A 20,757-nucleotide genomic window follows, 5' to 3' on the forward strand; every position below is an offset into this window, starting at 1 on the left:
TTAAATCATAATCGAAATTTTCAATCAATAGAGTTTGTGACGGTACCCTTTGCATTTCAAAAGATAATAATCCGACATTTCGGATTATTATAATATTAAAACTAATAAACAACGGTTTAATTCAAAAAATAGAAAATCCGATTTTTTGGATTGATGTCCAAAAAATCGGATTTAGTTCATAAGTTGTGTTTTTTGATTTTTTCATATAATGTGGATCTGCTTAGACCAAGTTGTTTTGCAATTTGTATTTTATCGGATTCTTCTTCTAGGTATGATTGAAGAACTTTCTTTTCTACTGCTGCTAAAATGTCTTCGAGTGTTCCAGTAGTTTGGAAAGATGGTACATTCCTAAGCTTCACCTGAGCAGGAAGTGCTGATGGCAAAATAATATCGTTTTCAGCCAAATAAACTGCAGCCTGCAGTATGTTTTGTAATTCTCTTACATTCCCTGGCCAGTGATAGGATTGGAGTATCTCTCGCGTTTTTGTTGCTAACGTGACATGTCTTCGCCCAGCCTTGAGCATAAACTTTTGCAGAAAATAGTTGAGTAAATCTACGAAGTCTTCCATTCTTTCTCTTAGAGGGGGAATTCTTAAGGTGATTGCTTGTAAACGATAAAACAAATCTTCACGGAATTTCTTTTCCTCTATTAATTGAGAGAGGGATATATTGGATGAAGCAACTATACGAACATTTACTTTTTCACTGTTCTCCGAATTCAGTGGCAAAATTTCTTCATCCTGCATAGCCCTTAACAGTTTTGCTTGGAGTGTAAGAGGGAGTGTACTAATTTCATCTATATATAGAGTTCCATTATCGGCTTGTTTAACTCGTCCATTTTGCACTAAACCAGTAAGCGGATTATATACACCAAACAACTCTTTCTCCAATAAATCTGCAGGAATTGCCGCACAATTTACTTTTACAAATGGAAAGTCTGAACGTTCGGATAGCTGATGAATACTGTGTGCAAACATATCCTTCCCTGTTCCACTTTCCCCCTCGATTAATACCGGAAGATCACTAGGAGCTATTATTTCAATTGTTTCCTTTGTCTTCCGTATGGCTGGAGAACTTCCTTTTATGTCTCCTAACCTATACTCACTATAACTATTATCCTCTAGATTCAACTGAATTCTTTCCATTGTAGTCTGAACATGAGAACTTAGCTTTTTCCAATCGGACATATCTCGAAAGATGACACTACCGAAAGCTCCTACAATCTTACCATCAACAAAAAGAGGTACACGATTGGCAAGCATATGGTGCTGCACCCCAAAAGTTAGAGTAAAAAAATCTAACTTTTGGGGTGTTTTTTCTATGGCAAAATATAGTGAAGAATTTAAATTGCAGGTGGTACAAGAATATCAAAATGGTCTTCTTGGGTTTAGTTTACTAGCGAAGAAATATGAAATTCCAAATAAATCACAAATCAATAAGTGGGTACGTGCTTATAAGGAATTTGGGGTAGAGGGCTTATCCAGAAAAAAGACAAAGCAGGTTTATTCTGTTCAATTCAAGCTCGATGTATTAAACTTTATGAGACAAACAGGTGCTTCTTATCAAGATACGGCAATTGAATTTAATATGAATAATCCAGCGTTAATAGTGAGTTGGAGCCGCATTTTTTTAAAAGAAGGGATAGAAGGCCTGCAAGAAAAAGCGAAGGGACGGCCTCCTATGTCTAAAAAACCCAAAACCAAACCTACCAAACAAGAAAGTACAATGTCTCGTGAAGAAGAATTAGAACGTGAAAACGAGCTTCTTCGCCTTGAGGTCGCATATCTAAAAAAGTTAAAAGCTTTTCAGGAGAACCCGGATGCCTATCTCGAAAAGTACAAGCTACGTTGGCATTCGAACTCAAGCAAGAAGGATTCCGATTAAAAGATGTACTAAAAATCGTTGAGATTCCTGAAGCGACCTATCATTATCACATCAATCAAATGAACAATGAAGATTCAGATCAGGAATGGAAAACACTGATTTCAGCACTATTTGAAAAGCATGAAGGACGATATGGTTATCGTCGAATCCATGCGGAATTACAAGCGCAGGGACATGTGATTAATCATAAGAAAGTACAACGAATCATGAAGGAAATGGATTTAAAGTGTGTGAAATTCGTTCGTAAATCTCGTTATAGATCGTATAAAGGCAAAGTAGGTAAAGTCTCAAAAAACCGTTTAAACCGCCGATTCAAAACGCCACACGCCTTACAAAAACTTGTGACAGATGTAACAGAACTCAAGTGTACAGGAGAAGAAAAACTATATTTAAGTCCGATTATGGATTTGTACAACTGTGAAATCATTAGCTTTAGTATGTCTAAACGTCCTACACTTGACTTTGTGATGGCATCTTTAGAGCAGGTAATACCGATTATTAAAGCGCACGCAAATTACCGTACAACGATACATTCGGATCAAGGATGGCATTATCAACACAATACTTGGGTGAAGACTTTAAAGCGAAACAAGATATTCCAGAGTATGTCTCGTAAAGCAACGTGTGCAGACAATGCGGCGATGGAAAACTTCTTTGGCTTACTCAAACAAGAAATGTATTACGGTGAAGAATTGATGTCTTATGATGCGTTAAAACAAAGGATTGAAACGTACATCAATTACTATAACAATGAACGGATTAAACAAAAATTAGCCGGCATGAGTCCTGTAAAATATCGAACTCATGCCAGCCAATTAGCTGCATAATAAAAACTCTAACTTTAAGGGGTCACTACCTATATGTTCCTTTTATATAATGCGGGGAGGCATTATCAGGAATCCCTGATTTAATCACCTCATGCATTTTCGTGTTTTCAATAATGTCAGCTACAGGTTTACCTATAGCTTCCTCTCTCTTTACTTCAAGAAAACGACAATAATCTTCATTAATATATAGAATTTTCGAATCTGCATCTACCACAACAAACCATTGAAAAGCATTTTCTAAAATTTCAGCAAGAACAGAAGTTGGTAAGTTTTTTTGAAAATTGTCCAAAATCAAATCACATCCTTCTCAAGCTCTACTTTCTTAAGCGGTCGATCATATAGAAGGGTAGGAACTATCGCTAATGCTATAAGTAAAGTAAAAACAAAGAACATTGCCTGTATTCCATATACATCAACTAAAATTCCTCCAGCAAATGGACCAATCATTCTTCCTATCGTAGCCATACTGTTCACAATACCTTGATAAAATCCTTCTCTTCCTTTCGGTGCTAACTGTCCAGCTATTGTCGGTACAGCTGGCCAGATGAATACCTCTCCGAGTGTTAGGACAACCATTGCAACGATAAACATTGTGTAATCTTCTGCATAAGAGACAACAACAAAGGAAGCCATGAATATTACTATTCCAATGATCATCTGTGTTTTTATTCGATGCTCTAGCCTGCTAATAATTGGCTTAATAAGTGGCTGAGTTACTAGTATTAGAGCACCATTAATCGTCCACAGCAAGCTATATTCTTTTAAAGTAATACCTAAATCCAACACATGTGTAGAAATGGTGGAAGTCCATTGTACATAAGCTACCCAAGTAAGCATGTAACCAATTGATACAATCATCATTGCATAGAATGGTGCTTTTTGTTTAATTTTTTTATTGTTTTTCAATACAGAAGCATTTACATTTGGAGCCACTGACATTTTACGGTAATAAACTCCTGCAACAATTAGAAATAGTACATAGGTTAATAGATTTGCTAGAAAGATATTATTGATATTATGATCAGCAACTAAGCCTGCAACGGCAGGACCAATAGCCACCCCTAGGTTTTGAGCCAGATAAATTGCATTAAAAGCTTTTCTTCCGCCTTCTGGCCAGACGCTTCCTACTAAAGCGTACATGCTTGGGAATATTATTCCACCACTAAAACCTAGGATAGCTACGAACCATATGTATTCTGGCCATCCATGCCAAAACGTTAACATCAATAGTGATGCCATTGATAATATAATTCCAAACATAATGGATTTATATCCACCAATTCTGTCAAACAAATAACCTCCAAGTAAATTACCAATAACTCCTGTTCCCGCATTAATCATAAGCACGAATCCCGCCATTGTGAGCGTTTGACCTAGATGCTTATGCATATATATTGTATGTAACGGCCATAAAAAAGAATTTCCCATTGTATTGATAAACATTCCGATTATTAAAAACCACACTGCTTTTGGCAATTTAAACACCTCATTTCTATTGCACTCAGAATATTGTATTCCTTTTCAAAAGGCACTTCAAGAAGATTAGACAAAACTTTACAAAGTCGTGTTAAAATAATCCTGTTAAGGAGTGAATTATATGAACGATAATAAATTTCCATTCCCTTCTGATGGGAAACGATATTTTACATGGAATCGTTATTTACGAGATATATTCGGTATGAAAATTTTTAAAGTAGCTTTAGATGCTGGTTTTGATTGTCCTAACAGAGATGGGACAGTAGCATTTGGCGGTTGTACTTTTTGTAGTGTAGCCGGAAGCGGAGACTTTGCTGGCGATAAAGTAGACCCCATTCCAGTCCAATTCGAAAAAATCAAAACAAATATGCATGAAAAATGGAAAAACGGAAAATACATAGCATATTTCCAAGCTTATACGAATACGCACGCCCCCCTTCCTGTTTTAAAAGAGAAATTTGAAGCGGCACTTGCTTTAGAAGGAGTTATAGGACTGTCTATTGCGACAAGACCCGATTGTTTACCCGATGATGTGGTTGAATATTTGGCAGAGCTTAATAAACGAACATTTTTATGGATAGAGCTTGGACTTCAAACTATTCACGAGCGAACTGCCAATTTGGTGAACCGTGCTCACGATTTTCCTTCCTATATAGAAGGGGTAACCAAATTAAGAAAGCATGGAATTCCTATATGTACGCATATAATAAATGGCCTACCTTTAGAAAACCGGGAAATGATGATGGAAACCGCAAGAGAAGTAGCCAAGCTTGATGTCCAGGGGATTAAAATACATTTACTTCATTTATTAAAAGGAACACCTATGGTTAAACAGTATGAAAAAGGAATGCTTGAGTTCATGGACCGTGATTCTTATATCCAGCTTGTAGCAGATCAACTAGAAGTTTTACCCCCTGAGATGGTCGTGCAGCGAATAACGGGAGATGGTCCAATAGAGTTAATGATAGGACCAATGTGGAGTGTCAACAAATGGGATGTATTAAATGGAATAGATGCAGAGCTTGCTTCAAGAGAGAGTTACCAAGGAAAATATTATGAAAACAGTGGTGTTTCAAGATGAAACTAAAACGAATCTTACCTTTCGCAAAACAATTGATAATGTCCACAGTTGAATCAGGAGATATAGTTGTAGATGCAACAGCAGGAAATGGACATGACACGTTGTTTTTAACAGAGCTTGTTGGAGAGCACGGCCATGTGTATGCATTTGACGTTCAAGAGGAAGCTATCGTAGCAACTACCAAAAGATTAGAAGAGGCAAATAAGTTAGACAAAGCAACTATAATTCTAGATGGGCATGAAAATTTACATTTTTATATCCAGCAGGAAGTTTCAGCTGCGATATTTAACTTGGGTTACTTGCCTGGAAGTGATCATGAAATTATTACTAGAGGAGATTCTACTCAGCGGGCAATTGAATCATTACTTCAATTACTTAAAGTTGGTGGAATAATAGTTTTAGTAGTTTACCATGGACATCAGGGTGGTAAAGAAGAAAAGGATTCAATTCTCCATTATGTGCAGAATTTATCACAATCCTTTGTCCACGTATTAAGCTATCAGTTTCTTAACCAACAAAATGACCCGCCCTTTATCATCGCTATCGAAAAGATGAAAGAGCAAAAATAACTGTATATTTAGTATGAATAAGGGAAATATAAGTATAAGAAAAACTGGAAAAAAACACTCATGTCAACTTGAAGTAAACGGATAAATAAAGTCAATAGTACTTACTATTTCATCACTAAGGTAATGTTGAACTGAACTCTAGTATGAAGAGATTTTACTGTCTGCATCCATCACTTGAATAACAGCATTTCTAATTCAACAGCAATCACAAATAGTGTGTTAGCAAAATAAAATTGGACCCATCTTATCATCTATGAGATAAGCTTTACCAAATCTTAAAATAGAAGACAACACACTAGTTATTTGCAGTGGAATGTGCGACTTCAACGGGATAAGCGAGAAAAGTCGAGCCCCTTCAGGTAGCGTATGAGAAGGCTCGACCTCGCCCGTTGAAAGCGTCCATATGTAACGGAAATCATAGGATTATCCGTTCTTTAGCCCGTAAATCCATTCTACACAGGACATTTTTATATACTTTCTTTTTTAAAAGGAGTGACACTATGCCGAAAATCGCTTCCATAAGTACATATACCCCTCCATATTCTTTAGAACAATCAAACATTGAAAAACTAACAAAAGAGCTATTTCAAGATAAAATCCCTCAATTAAATAGATTATTAAAAGTGTTTGAAAATGGGGATATACAAACTCGCAATTTTTGTGTCCCTTTAGAATGGCACCAAAGTGAACATAGCTTTGAAGAACGTAATAATTTATATATTGAGTTGGCTACACAATATAGTGTCGAAGTAATTCAACAATGTTTGAATAGCCAGTTTTTTTTAGAATCTCCCCTGCTTCCTAGTGAGATTGATGCAATAATATTTGTTAGTAGTACCGGAATTTCCACTCCAAGTATAGATGCGAGAGTGATGAATCATTTGCCTTTTTCTGATCGGACAAAACGTATTCCATTATGGGGGTTAGGCTGTGCCGGAGGTGCATCTGGGATTAGTAGAGCCTACGATTATTGCAAGGCACATCCAGCCTCAAAAGTATTAGTAGTTTGTGTAGAACTCTGTAGTTTGACCTTTCAACCAAATGACTTTTCGAAGAGTAATTTAATCGGCGCATCGTTATTTGCTGATGGGGCTGCATGTGTATTAGTTTGTGGAGATGATGTAAACCTAGCTACTACAAAATCTGTTCCCCACATAATCTCAACAGCTTCTAAGTGGATGCCAGATTCAGAAGATGTGATGGGGTGGGATATCAAAAACAATGGATTGCATGTTGTATTTTCCAAGAGTATTCCTTCTATTATTTCTACTTGGTTAGGACCGTTTGTAGATGAATTCTTAGGTGAACAGCATGTGGACAAAAATCAATTAGCAAACTTTGTTGCTCATCCAGGAGGAAAAAAAGTATTAAAAGCCTATGAAGAAACTTTGGAATTAACGGAAGAACATACACATATCTCACGAGATGTACTAAAAAATCATGGGAATATGTCCTCCCCTACTGTACTTTTTGTATTGGAGGAGTTTATGAAGGTACAACGTAAAAACGAAGAATTAGGATTACTAGTAGCATTAGGTCCTGGATTTTGTGGAGAAGCTGTATTACTAAATTGGAGGGATTAGTTTGTTGTTCTTCGTTCTTATCTCACTAGTGATTATTCAGAGACTTATCGAGGTAGCTATCGCTAAACACAATGAAAAAAGGATGCTTGCGCAAGGCGCTTATGAAGTTGGTGCATCTCACTATCCCTATATGGTAACGATGCATGTTTGTTTTTTTATAAGTCTTATTGTAGAAGTATTTATTTTTGATCGCGCGATTTCACCTTTATTCCCTCTCTTTCTCTTACTCTTTATATTTGTTCAATTATTGCGTGTTTGGTGCTTAGCGTCTTTAGGTTCATTTTGGAATACTAAAATCATCATTTTACCTGATGCAAATGTCGTTAAAAGCGGCCCTTATACCTTGATGAGGCATCCAAACTATGTAGTTGTTTGTTTAGAGATATTATTATTACCATTTATGTTTCAAGCATATTTTACAGGTATTGCCTTTACCCTTTTAAATCTTGCTATGCTTTCCGTTCGAATTCCTACGGAAGAAAAAGCATTAATAGAAGCTACTAATTATGAAGACAAATTCAAAAAGAAGATTTCGGCATCTTGACCGAAATCTTCTTTTTATTTACGAAAGTATATAATACTGCTGTAAATCAAGTAAATTACCGAAAAAAGAGATGCTAGTCGTGACGTCAGTCACGACCAACATCTCTCAAAAAATAACCCGGTAAAAGTAAGCAACAAGTCTGTTTAAGCCCTTCGAAAAAGATAAAAACAGGTTTTAACCTTAAAGGGAGCTTGCGCTTTTCTTAACTACTCAATTCCTTGATTGGCAGATTCTTCTACTGCTCTAGCTACTATGTGATGCAATGTTGGATCCAATGGATTAGGAATGAGTTCGCCCGGTTTAGTGTGATTAACAATTGCTAAAGACGCAGCGATTAACATAGGATATGTAATCTCTTTTGCTCCTGCATCTAAAGCACCCTTGAAGATACCTGGGAACCCGATAACATTGTTTACGGAACGTCCATCAGCTGCAAAAGCTGCACCTGCTGCGATTGCCTCAGATGGTAGAATCTCTGGGTTTGGGTTAGACAATGCTAATATTATTTGTCCTTTACGAACCATTTCAGCTTTAATAAGACCAGAAACTCCCGTTGTAGCAACAATAATATCACATTTTTCCATTACTGCTTCCAATGATTCTAAAGTTTGACCGCCATAATTAAGCAAACGCTCTTGAGCAGCCTCTTGACGATCTAAACCATAAACTTCTTCCACCCCATATGCCATTAACATACGACAAATAGCTAGACCTGCTGCACCCAATCCGATTTGACCAATTTTTGCTTTTTTAATATCCACATTTGTAGCTTTACAAGCGGATAATATAGCAGCTAATGCTACAACTGCTGTACCGTGCTGGTCATCATGCATAACCGGAATTGGTAATTCTGCTTTCAGTCTTTCTTCAATTTCGAAGCAATGAGGAGATCCGATATCCTCTAGTAATATCGCTCCGAATCCTTTATGAATATGCTTGACTGTCTCAACAATTTCATCAGGATCACTTGTATTTAATAAAATTGGAATTCCACTTAATCCTACAAATTGATCTAACAACACTGCTTTTCCTTCCATAACAGGCATCCCTGCAACAGGTCCAATGTTACCAAGACCTAAAATAGCCGTTCCATCAGTTACGATAGCTACAGATGTACCAATGGAAGTAAAATAGTTAGCTTTTTCAGGATTATGTAAAATATCCATACAAACAGATGCAACACCTGGTGTATAAATACGTTGAAGATCGCGTAATGAGCGAACATCTAGTCTGCTCTTCATAGCAATTTTACCGCCTTCATGCGCTTTTAATACATCATCAGTAACGGCATGAATTTTCACACCATTATCAATCGCCTCAATATTGGAAATCACTTGATCCAATTGATTTTTCGATTTACAAGTGATTGTAATGTCTCGAATAGTTGTTAACGCTCCACTTTTAAGTGTGGTAATGTCGCCAATGTCGCCTTCTGCCATACCAATTGCAGTTGCAACTTTAGCAAAATTACCAGGTTTTGAAGGTGTTTCTACGATGATGTTACGAATTATATGTTGGTTTTGCATGTCAAATCTCCTAACTCTATTCTCTATTTCAACCAACAAATTATAACATAAAATGCCTACTTATGCTTTCACATCTCTTTTTATAAAAGTCATAAAGCTTAATGCCAAAAATACTATGGCATAAATCACAAGAACTGTTAGAGACATGGAGAGAGTAGTTTCTTCAACAAAAAATTCTTTTGTAAGATGCTGTGTTAAGTCTGAATGTGTTAACCAGATATATTCCACAGGTATATACTTTTGTAAGAGTAGTATAATCATTGGTCCCATCATTAAAAATAGCATGGATAAAGCTATAGCAATGGAAGGTGAACTAAATACCGTTCCAATAAAGAATGCAAAAAGTATAGACATAGTGAAATCCCCTAGGGAGTACACATACGTTAAGAATACATCCGATATCGTGTTTGTTTGCTGTACAACACCATCAACAATAGTCAAATCAATTCCAGTAGCAGTTCCAAATAAGATAAATCCAATTGCTGTAGTGAGAATAATCGTTAATACTATTAATGAAAGACCGAATAGGAAAATCGTTATTAGTTTAGAGGTTAATATTTTGAAACGGGAAACCGGTCGTGTTAAAAGCATCTTAATAGTACCATCTGTAAATTCCTGCGAGACAATGGATGCTCCCGGAATAACAGTTAACAATGTAATTAACACCATGATTGATGCACCAAATGCCATATTTCCTTCCATACTTTGATTCACTTGAGGTGCTGCATTATTATCTAAGCGATACTGTGCCATCGCCTTTTGCTCCTCATACATCTGAATAGACCATTCATCTAAGTCAGGAGTTTTAAGCTGCGCATTAGCATCATCAATTAGAACTTGTTGTTCCTGTTTCCAATTGGAAGTATCTACTTCCTCCATAGTCACCTTATCCAACACACCAACACCAATAATTACTAATAGCAGAATACCTAAAATGGCCCATGTACCTTTTTTATGCCATAATTTCATCCATTCATTTTGTATCAAACTAAACAATTTGACCGCCTCCTGTCATTTGAAGGAACTGCTCTTCAAGCGTTTCATGCACTGCTGAAATAGCGAAAATTTGAACCTGTTGGGCAACAAGTTCGTTAATCAGTACTGGTACCTTCTCTTCTTTCAAATCGAGTAAAAATACTCCTTCGTGAAATGTAAATACATAGCCATTTGAACTCAGATAGTTTTCTACTACTCCAGATGGCTCTGCCTTAAGTTGCATACGTGTCTTTTCATCACTTTGAATCATCCGTTCATCAATCAGCTTACCATTTTGAATAACAACAACACGGTCACACATTAACTCTATTTCTGATAGAAGATGACTAGAGACAAAAATAGAAACATTATTCTCCTGTGCTATTTTGCGAAGATACGTCCGGAACTCACGAATTCCAGCTGGATCCAAACCATTCGTTGGTTCATCTAATATTAAGAACTTAGGATCATGTAGCAAGGCTTGAGCTAATCCCAATCGTTGACGCATACCCAAGGAATATGTCGACACCTTTTCATGGATTCGCTTAGTTAGCCCTACCTGGTTAATCACCTCATCTATCCTTGCCTTTGTTACACCATTATGCATTCTGGAAAAATGAAGCAAGTTCTTATAGCCAGACATATACTTATACATTTCCGGATTTTCAACGATAACCCCTACATTAGCAATTGCCTTTTCATAATCATCTGCAATAGATGCACCTTCAATAGTAATAGTCCCGCTTGTAAGATGCATTAGACCTGTCATTAAACGGATAGTAGTAGTTTTACCAGCACCATTTGGACCTAAAAATCCAGTTATTTGACCAGGAAATAACTCTAGGGACATATTATCGATAAGTGTTTTTCCTCTAATAATTTTGGTAATATTCTTTAATTGAACAATTGGCTTACTCATTTACTGTCACCTTCTCTTTCGTTACATTTTTCATCCAGCTTACTGCATCCTGATTTGTGTTAAAGCGGATTGCTTCTAATTCATCCTGGGCAATTACTTTACCATCTTTTAAAACTATTAGCTGATCAAGTATTGGTTCGACTTCATGTAATTCGTGGGTCGATAATATAATTGATTGCGTCTCAACATTCGTATACCGAATGAGCCCCTTTATTAACGACTCACGTACAATTGGATCTAATCCAGAAAAAGGTTCATCCATCACATAGTAAGGAGTATTTCTACCAAGGGTGGCTGCCATCTTCGCTCGACCACGATTGCCTTTTGAAAGCTTTTTCAACTTCACATTTACATTAACCTCTAAATATTCCGCTACTTCCATTGCCTTTTCTACAGAGAAATCAGGGAATTGAGATGCGTAGAATGCGAAAAGTTCCTTCGCTGTATAAAAGCTATAAAACAAATCCATATCAGGTAAATACGCAACGTCCACTGCATTTAATCTAGACAATGACGCTTTATGAATTGTAATAGTTCCTTTTCGAGGTCTTTGTATACCCGCTATCATTTTCAACAGCGTTGACTTACCACTCCCATTTTCTCCAGCTATACCTATTATCTGTCCAATAGGAAACGTCAGTGTTAAATCCTGGATAACCTCCTGCCTCTGATAATTAAATGAGACATTTTGTAAGTGAATCATTTAGTCCCATCCTTTCTCAGCAAACTTTGTACAATCTCTTCCTTTGAAAATCCAAATGCAGAAATAGATTGAAGAAACTGATTGATCAATTCGATTTTCATATCCTCACGTAACTGCGAAATACGCGCCTTGTCTGTTGTGATGAATGTTCCTTGACCACGTTTTGTATCTGTTAGCCCCATCGATTCAAGCTCCTTATATACACGTTGTACAGTGTTGACATTAACACCAACCTCCAATGAATATTCTCGAACTGATTGCATTTTGCCTCCTGGTTGTAAGTTTCCTTTTAAGATATCTCCACAAATTAGGTCAACTAGTTGACTATAAATAGGCTTATCACGAGTGAAATCCTGCGTCATCTCGTAACCACCCTCTCCAACCACTTACAAACACTCCAAAATAACAAAACAAACATTATCCAGCTAAATAATTCCTCTACAATATAAATAGAACCGATATCAAAGATAAAATTGCTTAATGCAATAGTAGGTAAATAACCTTCTATGAATTTTAAAGATATTTCACCTTGGTTCAGTACCTTATTAAATGAAAGAAAACTAAATAGTTTCGGTAATAAACTAGCTATTAAAAAGAATATTACTACTGTAGCAATAAGTGATAATTTTCCGATCCAATATTTACCTTCCAAATAAATTGTCCAGAAGAATAACCATATAATACTTACGGAGATACCGACAAATAGCATAACAACTAATATTAGAAGCTGTAGGATAAGAAATTGCGCGAAGCTACCTAAAATTACATTTGACATGAAATATATCCCTGCTGTAGTGATGAAAATATTACTAACAAAATAAATACCTAAGCTAAATAATAATTTGGCACCAATCAATGTATGCATAGAATGAGGATTATGTAGCCACATATCTTTTTTTCCATTGTCGGTATTTAATGATTTATTAAACTGAGCAAAGTGATTAACAACACTAAAACTAAGCATTAAAAACATTAAAACCATCCTTATCTCTTGAATGGCTGCCTCTGTTATTAAATACCTTTGCAATAGTATTGGAAGAATTAAAATAACTCCAATACTAAATACTGCTGAACCGAAAAGCCATGACTTATAAAGAGTCCATTCCCTCAACAACAACCCTTTCAATTTTTCATCCCCTTTTTTTGTTATCTCCATCAGCATAGTGTATTCGTGTACTAGTTATATATTACACTAATACTATATAATAAAGCTCATTTATTTACAACTAATTTAAATACCAATGTACTTTTTTTGGGGGGATATCAAAATTTACGGCACCTATTAGAGCCCGAAATAGAATTAAATAGGACTCTGGCTCCCCTGAGCTAAACATACTGAAAATTATCCTGCCCTTTTAGAAGTTAAGGAACTTCTCTGACCAAGTTAAAATAACCCCATCAGTAGCGCTGACAGGGTTATTTTAACTATTAAATTCTTACTCTTCATTTTCTACTAGGAACTTTAATCTAGAAAGCTTGTTATTCCAGAATTGTTCATAGTAGTCGAGCCACTGCTTTACTTCCGTCAATGGCTCCGGTTGTAAATGATACACTTTTTCTCTGCCTGACTTTTGACCATTCACTAAACCTGCATCAGTTAATACATTAAGATGTTTAACAATCGCTGTTCTGCTCATATCGTAATGGGAAGATATTTCGGCAATAGACCTCTCTTTGTTTGCTAAGAGTCTAAGGACATCTCTTCTTGTCGGATCAGCAATCGCTTGAAAAACATCCACCTTTTTAACAACTTCTTCCATTAAACTTCGACAACTTGCTTAAATTTGTTTTGTACAATTCCAACCCAACCTTGTTCCATCGTGCCACGGACAGCTGCACCGGACATTTTAGCTTTTGGAACTAGTGCTTCTCCATCTTTCCAACCACCATGAATCAATGTGAATTCAGTTTGAGTACCAATCTCTTTCAAAAGAAATGTAACAAACCAACCATCTGTGTCCCATTGAAATGATAGTTTATGTGGTTCGTCAATCTCAAGCACCTTACATGGTGATGGTCCAAATGGCGACTGTATAGTAAACTCGTATCCTTCCCTAGCTTGAAAATCATTTGGCATAAACCAAGCAGAGATTCCTTCCGCAGTTGAAACATAATTCCATACTTTTTGTATTGGTGCCTCTACTAAAACTGTTTGCGTAATATCAGGTAAATTTTCTTTCATGAAAAAAGCTCCTTTTTCAACTTTGTTATGTAACCCTTAGGTGTTATATTATATATAACCAAAAGGTGTTATGTCAACTTTTAGTATATACTCATTCTTTTGTTTAGCTCAAAATAAGAAAAACCCCATCTACAGTTAGTAGATAGGATTTTAATTTCAAACAATATAGCCAATGTCCGTGAGTACATTATTGATAAATGACTGAGAATATGTAAAGATTTCTTCCCGCTCCGGTTCTTGATAGAGATCATGGAAGCAATTTTTCCATTCTTTGTATTGATATTCAGAAAGTTCTTGTTTTCTTAACCAACTAGCTGCAGCATTTGTATCTGTAATCTTATCCCGCTCTCCAGTCATAACAAGAATCGGTTTATTTGGTATGGAGATGGTCAATTGATTCACAGATTTTATTAGTGCTTGGAGTTCCTTGTACCATTCTGTCGAAATGAAGGTTCTATAGGTGGGATCTGATGCGAATTGTTGGAACACTTCATAATTTCTCGTTAATTCATTTAAGTGAATATCATGATTGATTTTCTGTGGTACTGATAACTTTGCTAGTGTGTTGGTCCATTTCGAAGGGAGCTTTTGAAGCTGTAACCATGGAGATGTTAGTATTACACCAGCGTATTCAATATCTAGTTTACGCAAAACTTTTATAAGTAAAGTGGCTCCAAAGCCATGTCCCATTAAAAATATTGGAAGATCATACGTAACTGCAACTTGCAACGCTTGCTTAATGTAGTTCTTATACTGTTCAAAGGATTCATCATGAATAGTTTTTGTTTTCTTTAATTCTCCATGGCCTGGCAGGTCACCCATTACAATATGATAGTTAGAACTTCTTAACTTTTCAATTAACCAAGCATATCTTCTGTGATGCTCATAAGCACTATGAACAATAACTATTACTGCTTTAGGCTTTCCTTCTGTTTCCCATTTCCACATATAAACAAACCTCTTTTCTTTCCTTGCAATTTCATGGTATTAGGTTTCTTTCAATCTTTATGTCTGATACGATTAATTATAATCTAATTTCAAAAGGAGTGTATGTGAAATGATTTATCCATATAAAGGTAAAACACCGACTATAGACGACTCTGCTTTTATAGCTGATTATGTCACAATAACAGGTGATGTGACAATCGGTCCAGAGACTACAATTTGGTTTAATACGGTAATTAGAGGGGATGTTGCTCCTACTATTATTGGAAGTAAAGTAAGTATACAAGATTTAAGCTGTTTACATCAGAGTCCAAATAAGCCACTTATTATTGAAGATGAAGTAACTATCGGACACCAGGTGACTTTACATAGTTGTACTATACGTAAAGGAGCTTTAATAGGAATGGGATCGATTATTTTAGATGGTGCTGAAATTGGAGATGGTGCATTTATCGGAGCTGGAAGTCTCGTACCGCCTGGCAAAAAAATACCTCCAAATTCATTAGCATTAGGCAGCCCAGCAAAAGTGGTGCGTGAGCTAAATGAAGACGATAAAGCTGATGTACAAAGAATTATCCGGGAATATGTAGAAAAAGGTCAATACTATAAATCCCTTCAAAAATAATTTGTTAATGATCTTTCTGGTAAAAGAAAACTATATATGCTGTTCAATTCCTCCTGAAACGAAAATTAGCTGTATTATTAGATAGTTATTATTTGTATGAAAAAAGGCTTTCCATTATAGGAAAGCCTTTTTTGTTCATACTACTTATAATCCAGCTTTTTCTTTTAACGCTGCAGCTTTATCTGTTTTCTCCCAAGGAACATCAATGTCTGTACGACCAAAGTGACCATATGCAGCTGTTTGTTTGTATATTGGACGGCGAAGATCTAGCATTTTAATAATTCCTGCTGGACGAAGATCGAATAGTTCACGAATGTATGAAACTAATTCAACTTCTTCTACCTTTCCAGTGCCAAAAGTTTCTACAGCAATTGAAACTGGTTTAGCTACACCAATTGCATAAGCAAGTTGTACTTCACAACGATCTGCAAGGCCAGCAGCAACAATGTTTTTAGCAACATAACGTGCAGCGTAAGCAGCAGAACGGTCAACTTTTGTTGGATCTTTACCAGAGAATGCTCCCCCACCATGACGAGCATAACCACCGTAAGTATCTACAATAATTTTACGTCCTGTTAAGCCAGCATCACCCTGTGGTCCACCAATTACAAAGCGTCCAGTCGGGTTGATAAAGTATTTTGTATTTTCATCTATTAAATTTGTAGGAACAATTGGATTAATTACTACTTCTTTAATATCTTTTTGAATTTGTTCTAAAGTTATTTCTGGATGATGTTGTGTTGAAATAACAATTGTATCGATATGAACAGGATTATTGTTTTCGTCATATTCTACTGTTACTTGAGTTTTTCCGTCTGGACGAAGATAGTCTAAAGTTTCGTCTTTACGAACTTGTGCTAATCGGTGAGATAGTTTATGCGCTAAACTAATAGGTAGCGGCATAAGCTCTGGTGTTTCATTACAAGCATAGCCGAACATTAAACCTTGGTCTCCTGCTCCAATTGCATCAATGTCAGAATCACTCATAGAGCCTTCTCTTGCTTCTAAAGCTTGGTCCACACCTTGCGCGATATCAGCTGATTGTTCGTCAATTGAAGTAAGCACAGCAGAAGTTTCTGCATCAAAGCCATACTTAGCACGTGTATAGCCAATTTCTTTAATAGTAGAACGAACTACTTTAGGGATATCTACGTATGTAGATGTAGTAATTTCTCCAGCAACTAATACTAGTCCTGTCGTCACACTCGTTTCGCAAGCTACACGAGCATTTGGGTCTTCTGCTAAAATTGCATCTAGAATTGCATCAGAGATTTGATCACAGATTTTATCTGGATGCCCTTCTGTTACTGATTCTGATGTAAATAATCGACGTTGCGTCATAGATTATTCCTCCTATATCCCGCGAGATTTCTCTCAAGAATTGATACGGTACTCATTCCCATGTCAAGCCATTCAAAATGTTTCATGCATTTTCATCACATAAGAGTAAATGTAATTGCTGTGAATTGAAGTTAACTTGAAGCCGTTTCGGACTTGGCACACAAGGATAAAGGGCGATGTTAAATAAAAAAACCTCTCACTCACGTAAATACACATGAGGAAAGGTATTAATATCATAAGCACCTTTCACTCTTATCAAATCAAGGAATTTCACCTTGTCTCAGGTTTGGCACCTTTGTAATAATAAAACAATTACAGGTTGCCGGGTTTCATAGGGCCTGACCCCTCCACCAGCTCGGGATAAGAGTATCCGTTCAATTCATCATCATACGTAAATACGTAGCAGAAGTCAACTATTTTTTTGTTTGCATTTTATTCACAAAAGAAAAATATTAACTTCATTAGTATAGACTAATTACTTTAATGTGTTATACTATTTCACATATCTAGAAAAACTTCCTCTTTTTTAGAGGAAATATAAAAAAAGGATGGTATATTCAAGATGAATTCAATCGATACTGTGAGTGAACTGAAAGAATTGTTAGCAGGAAATAACGTTAGCAGCCAATTGTCAGTGCCACAACTTGTGGAAAAAGCTACAACAAGAGGAGAAGCTGTTTTAACTTCTACTGGTGCAGTAAAAGCCGAAACAGGGAAATATACTGGCCGCTCCCCACAAGATAAGTATATAGTAGATGAAGCTATTTCAAAAGACAAAATCGATTGGGGCTCAGTAAACCAACCAATTTCTTCTGACGTTTTTGATGCTCTATATAAAAAAATGATTAACTTCTTAAACAAACAAGACGAAATCTTCGAGTTTAAAGGATATGCAGGGGCAGATAAAGAATCACGTCTAGGTATTCAAGTAATTAACGAATACGCTTGGCATAATCTTTTCGCTCATCAGTTATTTATCCGTCCAACACAGGAAGATCTTGCTACACATACAACAGACTTCACTATTCTTTCTGCTCCTAATTTCAAAGCGGATCCTGCTGTAGATGGTACCCGTACAGAAACGTTTATCATTGTATCCATGGAAAAACGCACTGTGTTAATCGGTGGTACTGAATATGCTGGTGAGATGAAAAAATCAATATTCTCTATTATGAACTATTTGCTTCCAGAACAAGACATTTTACCAATGCACTGCTCTGCAAATGTTGGAGATGACGGGGACGTTGCATTATTCTTTGGTTTATCAGGTACAGGTAAAACTACCCTTTCTGCAGATGCTGGCCGTAAATTAATCGGTGATGACGAGCACGGCTGGTCTGATAATGGCGTATTTAATATTGAGGGTGGTTGTTATGCAAAATGTATCGACCTAACTCGTGAAAATGAACCTCAAATTTGGGATGCTATTTCATTTGGAACAGTATTAGAAAACGTAGTGGTAGATGCCGAAACACGCGTTGCTAACTATGCTGATAATTCATTAACAGAAAATACTCGTGCTGCTTATCCAATTCAATATATCGAAAATATTGTAGAGCCTTCTGTTGCTGGTCACCCAAATACAATTATTTTCTTAACTGCTGATGCATTTGGCGTATTGCCTCCAATCAGTAAACTTACAAAAGAACAAGCAATGTACCACTTCTTAAGTGGATTTACTTCTAAACTTGCTGGAACTGAACGTGGAGTTACATCGCCACAACCAGTATTCTCTACTTGCTTCGGTTCACCATTCTTACCATTACATGCAACGGTATATGCAGAAATGCTTGGTAAGAAAATTGACGAGCACGGTGCACAAGTATTCTTAGTAAACACTGGTTGGACTGGTGGAGAATACGGTGTAGGTAACCGTATGAAGCTTTCATACACTCGTACTATGGTTCGTGCTGCAATTGATGGCAAGCTAAACAATGCTGATACAGAAACAGATACAGTATTCGGCTTAGCTATTCCTAAGCAAGTGGAAGGTGTTCCTTCCGAGGTACTTATACCTCGTAATGCTTGGGCAGATAAAGCTGCATATGATCAAAAAGCAGCTGAGCTAGCTCAGTCGTTCCGTGAAAACTTTAAAAAGTTTGGTACTGTATCTGAAGATATTTCCGTTAAAGGCGGACCATTAGCTTAATAAATTTAAAATATAAAAGAGCCCAAAATGAATAATTTGGGCTCTTTATTTTGAGTATTTTACATTTACTAAAATTTGTTAATTTAAAAAATAAGGATAATATTTAACAACCGTCACCAAAAAACTAACCGCTATAAATGCCAAAAGCCCCAAAGTAATAGGTGTCATCTTAAACTGAAATGGCATTATACCCCCGTTGTCTAGACCATTCTGTCCTTTTGCAAAAGCATTATATTCGTTATTTGTTTGATTGTTGTTTAATTGAAATAACCAAACACACCCAAATATAGCAAGTCCCCCTAAAAATATCGTATCTATGAAACTCCATCCAAAGAAAAGTGAAACTAACCAAAGTGAAAGTGTTTCAATAGCTACTGTAACTGCAATAATATAAACTTTATTCATTAAATTTACCCCCTATTAGAACTTTAAGATTTTTCTGATTAATTAATTCTAATACGGATTTCCTAACTAAAAAGATTCATTTTTTGAACTGATCTAGTCCACTTTTTAAAAGCATCACTTCTTATCATAGATATTCAACGCCTTCATTATTTTCACCTTATAAAATTTATTGTTACTTGAATCAATTTCATAAAGAATATTATATAGTTAAATCAGAACAAAGCTGATTTCCTCTTTAGGCGGACGCTTTCCGCGGGGTGAGTGATGAGCTATCACCGTCAGTAGCGGGTCGATATAATATCTCATCTGACTCACTCATCCCACTGGAGTCGCCGCCTGCCACTCCAATCAACGGGATCGCTTTTAAAAAAACGAATAAATATTACGATATTAAGTAAACATTTGTATTTTTAAATAAAACAACTAATTATGAAATTGACTCACTTATAACAAAAAAATCAGAAACAATAAAGTTTCTGATTTCCACTTACATATAAACTTACGTTAACTACCGGGGAATTGACTCTCAACCGGAATTGTTCTAGATAGATAATTGTAACCTATAATTAGCATTAGTCACCATTAGTCGCATGATATTCACTATCAGCTATTTTCGGAAATATTTCTACAAACTTCTCTGCTTCCTCTTCATTGACCTTATATAGAATAATTTCTGAACCATAGTGACCTACTTCCATTTGTTCAACTCCATCCTGTTGGAAGAACATCGTAAACCACTTTAAACCACCTTTTGGATCAACCGAATAATTTCTAAAATAGAGCCTATTTTCATCCGTGAGATTAATAGTAAACACTTTCATTAGTCCTTCCGTTTGAACGGAAACTGCTCGAGAGTTTAATTCTTCTAAAATGTCTAGTTCCTCCATCCAACAATGGATCACCACTTCTTCGAATTCATTTGTGTATTGATCCCACAAATCCTCCCAAAAACTAGTATCTACAGGAAACGAAGATTTCCCTTCTACACTCATTGCCTCAGTTGTTACTACAACATTGCCCATT

Annotated in this window: 23 protein-coding genes and 1 riboswitch; of the genes, 8 read left to right on the top strand and 15 right to left on the bottom strand. The window is 36.2% G+C overall.

The window, feature by feature from the left end:
- Positions 1–176: 176 nt before the first annotated feature.
- Positions 177–1,262 (bottom strand): sigma-54 interaction domain-containing protein, encoded by a 1,086-nt coding sequence (locus ACQCPR_RS12715; protein ID WP_427137163.1) that lies wholly within the window; start codon positions 1,260–1,262, stop codon positions 177–179.
- A 58-nt stretch (positions 1,263–1,320) separates the two neighbouring features.
- Between ACQCPR_RS12715 and ACQCPR_RS12720 the strand changes: the two genes are divergently transcribed.
- Positions 1,321–1,884, top strand: a complete 564-nt coding sequence (locus ACQCPR_RS12720) for a transposase (protein WP_427137164.1) — start codon at positions 1,321–1,323, stop codon at positions 1,882–1,884.
- Entirely contained in the window at positions 1,848–2,711 is an 864-nt protein-coding gene (locus ACQCPR_RS12725) for an IS3 family transposase (RefSeq protein ID WP_427137165.1), read from the top strand. Before ACQCPR_RS12720 ends, ACQCPR_RS12725 begins: the two co-directional genes overlap by 37 nt.
- Before the next feature lie 25 nt (positions 2,712–2,736).
- Here ACQCPR_RS12725 and ACQCPR_RS12730 read toward each other — a convergent pair whose 3' ends face one another.
- On the bottom strand, positions 2,737–3,000 hold the full coding sequence (locus tag ACQCPR_RS12730; RefSeq protein WP_427137166.1) for a PAS domain-containing protein: 264 nt from the start codon (positions 2,998–3,000) through the stop codon (positions 2,737–2,739).
- A 2-nt stretch (positions 3,001–3,002) separates the two neighbouring features.
- A complete protein-coding gene (locus ACQCPR_RS12735; protein WP_427137167.1) occupies positions 3,003–4,187 on the bottom strand; it encodes an MDR family MFS transporter in 1,185 nt (394 codons plus the stop codon).
- 121 nt (positions 4,188–4,308) lie between these two features.
- On the opposite strand from ACQCPR_RS12735, the gene ACQCPR_RS12740 reads away from it, so the two are divergent.
- The 4 genes from ACQCPR_RS12740 (at position 4,309) to ACQCPR_RS12755 (ending at position 7,964) form a co-directional block, all read left to right on the top strand.
- On the top strand, positions 4,309–5,268 hold the full coding sequence (locus ACQCPR_RS12740; RefSeq protein WP_090564414.1) for a TIGR01212 family radical SAM protein: 960 nt from the start codon (positions 4,309–4,311) through the stop codon (positions 5,266–5,268).
- A complete protein-coding gene (locus ACQCPR_RS12745) occupies positions 5,265–5,837 on the top strand; it encodes a class I SAM-dependent methyltransferase (protein WP_427137168.1) in 573 nt (190 codons plus the stop codon). Before ACQCPR_RS12740 ends, ACQCPR_RS12745 begins: the two co-directional genes overlap by 4 nt.
- Before the next feature lie 500 nt (positions 5,838–6,337).
- On the top strand, positions 6,338–7,420 hold the full coding sequence (locus ACQCPR_RS12750) for a type III polyketide synthase (RefSeq protein ID WP_090564418.1): 1,083 nt from the start codon (positions 6,338–6,340) through the stop codon (positions 7,418–7,420).
- Position 7,421: 1 nt separating this feature from the next.
- Positions 7,422–7,964 carry an isoprenylcysteine carboxyl methyltransferase family protein gene (locus ACQCPR_RS12755; RefSeq protein WP_090564420.1) on the top strand — a complete coding sequence of 181 codons (543 nt, stop codon included), beginning with the start codon at positions 7,422–7,424 and terminating at the stop codon, positions 7,962–7,964.
- A 206-nt stretch (positions 7,965–8,170) separates the two neighbouring features.
- Here ACQCPR_RS12755 and ACQCPR_RS12760 read toward each other — a convergent pair whose 3' ends face one another.
- From ACQCPR_RS12760 to ACQCPR_RS12800, 9 genes are all read right to left on the bottom strand, one after another.
- Positions 8,171–9,490, bottom strand: coding sequence for an NAD-dependent malic enzyme (locus tag ACQCPR_RS12760; RefSeq protein ID WP_090564421.1), 1,320 nt, complete (start codon positions 9,488–9,490; stop codon positions 8,171–8,173).
- A 60-nt stretch (positions 9,491–9,550) separates the two neighbouring features.
- The gene (locus ACQCPR_RS12765; protein ID WP_090564423.1) at positions 9,551–10,486 is read right to left on the bottom strand and encodes an ABC transporter permease; all 936 of its coding nucleotides are present in this window, start codon (positions 10,484–10,486) and stop codon (positions 9,551–9,553) included.
- Entirely contained in the window at positions 10,479–11,384 is a 906-nt protein-coding gene (locus tag ACQCPR_RS12770; RefSeq protein ID WP_427137169.1) for an ABC transporter ATP-binding protein, read from the bottom strand. The genes ACQCPR_RS12765 and ACQCPR_RS12770 overlap by 8 nt, the downstream gene beginning before the upstream one ends.
- On the bottom strand, positions 11,377–12,087 hold the full coding sequence (locus tag ACQCPR_RS12775) for an ABC transporter ATP-binding protein (protein ID WP_090564426.1): 711 nt from the start codon (positions 12,085–12,087) through the stop codon (positions 11,377–11,379). Before ACQCPR_RS12775 ends, ACQCPR_RS12770 begins: the two co-directional genes overlap by 8 nt.
- Positions 12,084–12,449: a GntR family transcriptional regulator gene (locus tag ACQCPR_RS12780; RefSeq protein ID WP_093496178.1), complete on the bottom strand. Its 366-nt coding sequence runs from the start codon at positions 12,447–12,449 to the stop codon at positions 12,084–12,086. The genes ACQCPR_RS12775 and ACQCPR_RS12780 overlap by 4 nt, the downstream gene beginning before the upstream one ends.
- Positions 12,446–13,213 carry a hypothetical protein gene (locus ACQCPR_RS12785; RefSeq protein ID WP_427137170.1) on the bottom strand — a complete coding sequence of 256 codons (768 nt, stop codon included), beginning with the start codon at positions 13,211–13,213 and terminating at the stop codon, positions 12,446–12,448. Before ACQCPR_RS12785 ends, ACQCPR_RS12780 begins: the two co-directional genes overlap by 4 nt.
- Before the next feature lie 310 nt (positions 13,214–13,523).
- Entirely contained in the window at positions 13,524–13,847 is a 324-nt protein-coding gene (locus tag ACQCPR_RS12790) for an ArsR/SmtB family transcription factor (protein WP_090564431.1), read from the bottom strand.
- Positions 13,847–14,269 carry an SRPBCC family protein gene (locus ACQCPR_RS12795; RefSeq protein WP_090564433.1) on the bottom strand — a complete coding sequence of 141 codons (423 nt, stop codon included), beginning with the start codon at positions 14,267–14,269 and terminating at the stop codon, positions 13,847–13,849. The genes ACQCPR_RS12790 and ACQCPR_RS12795 overlap by 1 nt, the downstream gene beginning before the upstream one ends.
- 156 nt (positions 14,270–14,425) lie before the next feature.
- Positions 14,426–15,217: an alpha/beta hydrolase gene (locus tag ACQCPR_RS12800; protein WP_090564434.1), complete on the bottom strand. Its 792-nt coding sequence runs from the start codon at positions 15,215–15,217 to the stop codon at positions 14,426–14,428.
- A gap of 109 nt (positions 15,218–15,326) precedes the next feature.
- Between ACQCPR_RS12800 and ACQCPR_RS12805 the strand changes: the two genes are divergently transcribed.
- Positions 15,327–15,839 (top strand): gamma carbonic anhydrase family protein, encoded by a 513-nt coding sequence (locus ACQCPR_RS12805; RefSeq protein WP_090564436.1) that lies wholly within the window; start codon positions 15,327–15,329, stop codon positions 15,837–15,839.
- A 144-nt stretch (positions 15,840–15,983) separates the two neighbouring features.
- Here ACQCPR_RS12805 and metK read toward each other — a convergent pair whose 3' ends face one another.
- Positions 15,984–17,180 (bottom strand): methionine adenosyltransferase, encoded by a 1,197-nt coding sequence (metK, locus tag ACQCPR_RS12810; RefSeq protein ID WP_090564438.1) that lies wholly within the window; start codon positions 17,178–17,180, stop codon positions 15,984–15,986.
- Between the two features lie 249 nt (positions 17,181–17,429).
- A riboswitch (SAM riboswitch) is annotated at positions 17,430–17,547 on the bottom strand.
- A gap of 195 nt (positions 17,548–17,742) precedes the next feature.
- Between metK and pckA the strand changes: the two genes are divergently transcribed.
- On the top strand, positions 17,743–19,329 hold the full coding sequence (gene pckA, locus ACQCPR_RS12815; protein ID WP_090564440.1) for a phosphoenolpyruvate carboxykinase (ATP): 1,587 nt from the start codon (positions 17,743–17,745) through the stop codon (positions 19,327–19,329).
- 78 nt (positions 19,330–19,407) lie between these two features.
- Here pckA and ACQCPR_RS12820 read toward each other — a convergent pair whose 3' ends face one another.
- Positions 19,408–19,734, bottom strand: a complete 327-nt coding sequence (locus ACQCPR_RS12820; protein WP_090564442.1) for a hypothetical protein — start codon at positions 19,732–19,734, stop codon at positions 19,408–19,410.
- 572 nt (positions 19,735–20,306) lie between these two features.
- Positions 20,307–20,756: a hypothetical protein gene (locus ACQCPR_RS12825; protein WP_090564444.1), complete on the bottom strand. Its 450-nt coding sequence runs from the start codon at positions 20,754–20,756 to the stop codon at positions 20,307–20,309.
- Position 20,757: the final 1 nt, after the last annotated feature.

This window comes from Psychrobacillus psychrodurans, assembly GCF_050209195.1.
In the GTDB taxonomy this organism is placed as follows: Bacteria; Bacillota; Bacilli; order Bacillales_A; family Planococcaceae; genus Psychrobacillus; species Psychrobacillus psychrodurans.

Coding starts and splice junctions, on each gene's coding strand:
- ACQCPR_RS12715 (WP_427137163.1), bottom strand. CDS start 1,262: ATGCTTGCCAATCGTGTACCTCTTTTTGTTGATGGTAAGATTGTAGGA.
- ACQCPR_RS12720 (WP_427137164.1), top strand. CDS start 1,321: ATGGCAAAATATAGTGAAGAATTTAAATTGCAGGTGGTACAAGAATAT.
- ACQCPR_RS12740 (WP_090564414.1), top strand. CDS start 4,309: ATGAACGATAATAAATTTCCATTCCCTTCTGATGGGAAACGATATTTT.
- ACQCPR_RS12745 (WP_427137168.1), top strand. CDS start 5,265: ATGAAACTAAAACGAATCTTACCTTTCGCAAAACAATTGATAATGTCC.
- ACQCPR_RS12750 (WP_090564418.1), top strand. CDS start 6,338: ATGCCGAAAATCGCTTCCATAAGTACATATACCCCTCCATATTCTTTA.
- ACQCPR_RS12760 (WP_090564421.1), bottom strand. CDS start 9,490: ATGCAAAACCAACATATAATTCGTAACATCATCGTAGAAACACCTTCA.
- ACQCPR_RS12770 (WP_427137169.1), bottom strand. CDS start 11,384: ATGAGTAAGCCAATTGTTCAATTAAAGAATATTACCAAAATTATTAGA.
- ACQCPR_RS12775 (WP_090564426.1), bottom strand. CDS start 12,087: ATGATTCACTTACAAAATGTCTCATTTAATTATCAGAGGCAGGAGGTT.
- ACQCPR_RS12780 (WP_093496178.1), bottom strand. CDS start 12,449: ATGACGCAGGATTTCACTCGTGATAAGCCTATTTATAGTCAACTAGTT.
- ACQCPR_RS12790 (WP_090564431.1), bottom strand. CDS start 13,847: ATGGAAGAAGTTGTTAAAAAGGTGGATGTTTTTCAAGCGATTGCTGAT.
- ACQCPR_RS12795 (WP_090564433.1), bottom strand. CDS start 14,269: ATGAAAGAAAATTTACCTGATATTACGCAAACAGTTTTAGTAGAGGCA.
- ACQCPR_RS12800 (WP_090564434.1), bottom strand. CDS start 15,217: ATGTGGAAATGGGAAACAGAAGGAAAGCCTAAAGCAGTAATAGTTATT.
- ACQCPR_RS12805 (WP_090564436.1), top strand. CDS start 15,327: ATGATTTATCCATATAAAGGTAAAACACCGACTATAGACGACTCTGCT.
- metK (WP_090564438.1), bottom strand. CDS start 17,180: ATGACGCAACGTCGATTATTTACATCAGAATCAGTAACAGAAGGGCAT.
- pckA (WP_090564440.1), top strand. CDS start 17,743: ATGAATTCAATCGATACTGTGAGTGAACTGAAAGAATTGTTAGCAGGA.
- ACQCPR_RS12820 (WP_090564442.1), bottom strand. CDS start 19,734: ATGAATAAAGTTTATATTATTGCAGTTACAGTAGCTATTGAAACACTT.
- ACQCPR_RS12825 (WP_090564444.1), bottom strand. CDS start 20,756: ATGGGCAATGTTGTAGTAACAACTGAGGCAATGAGTGTAGAAGGGAAA.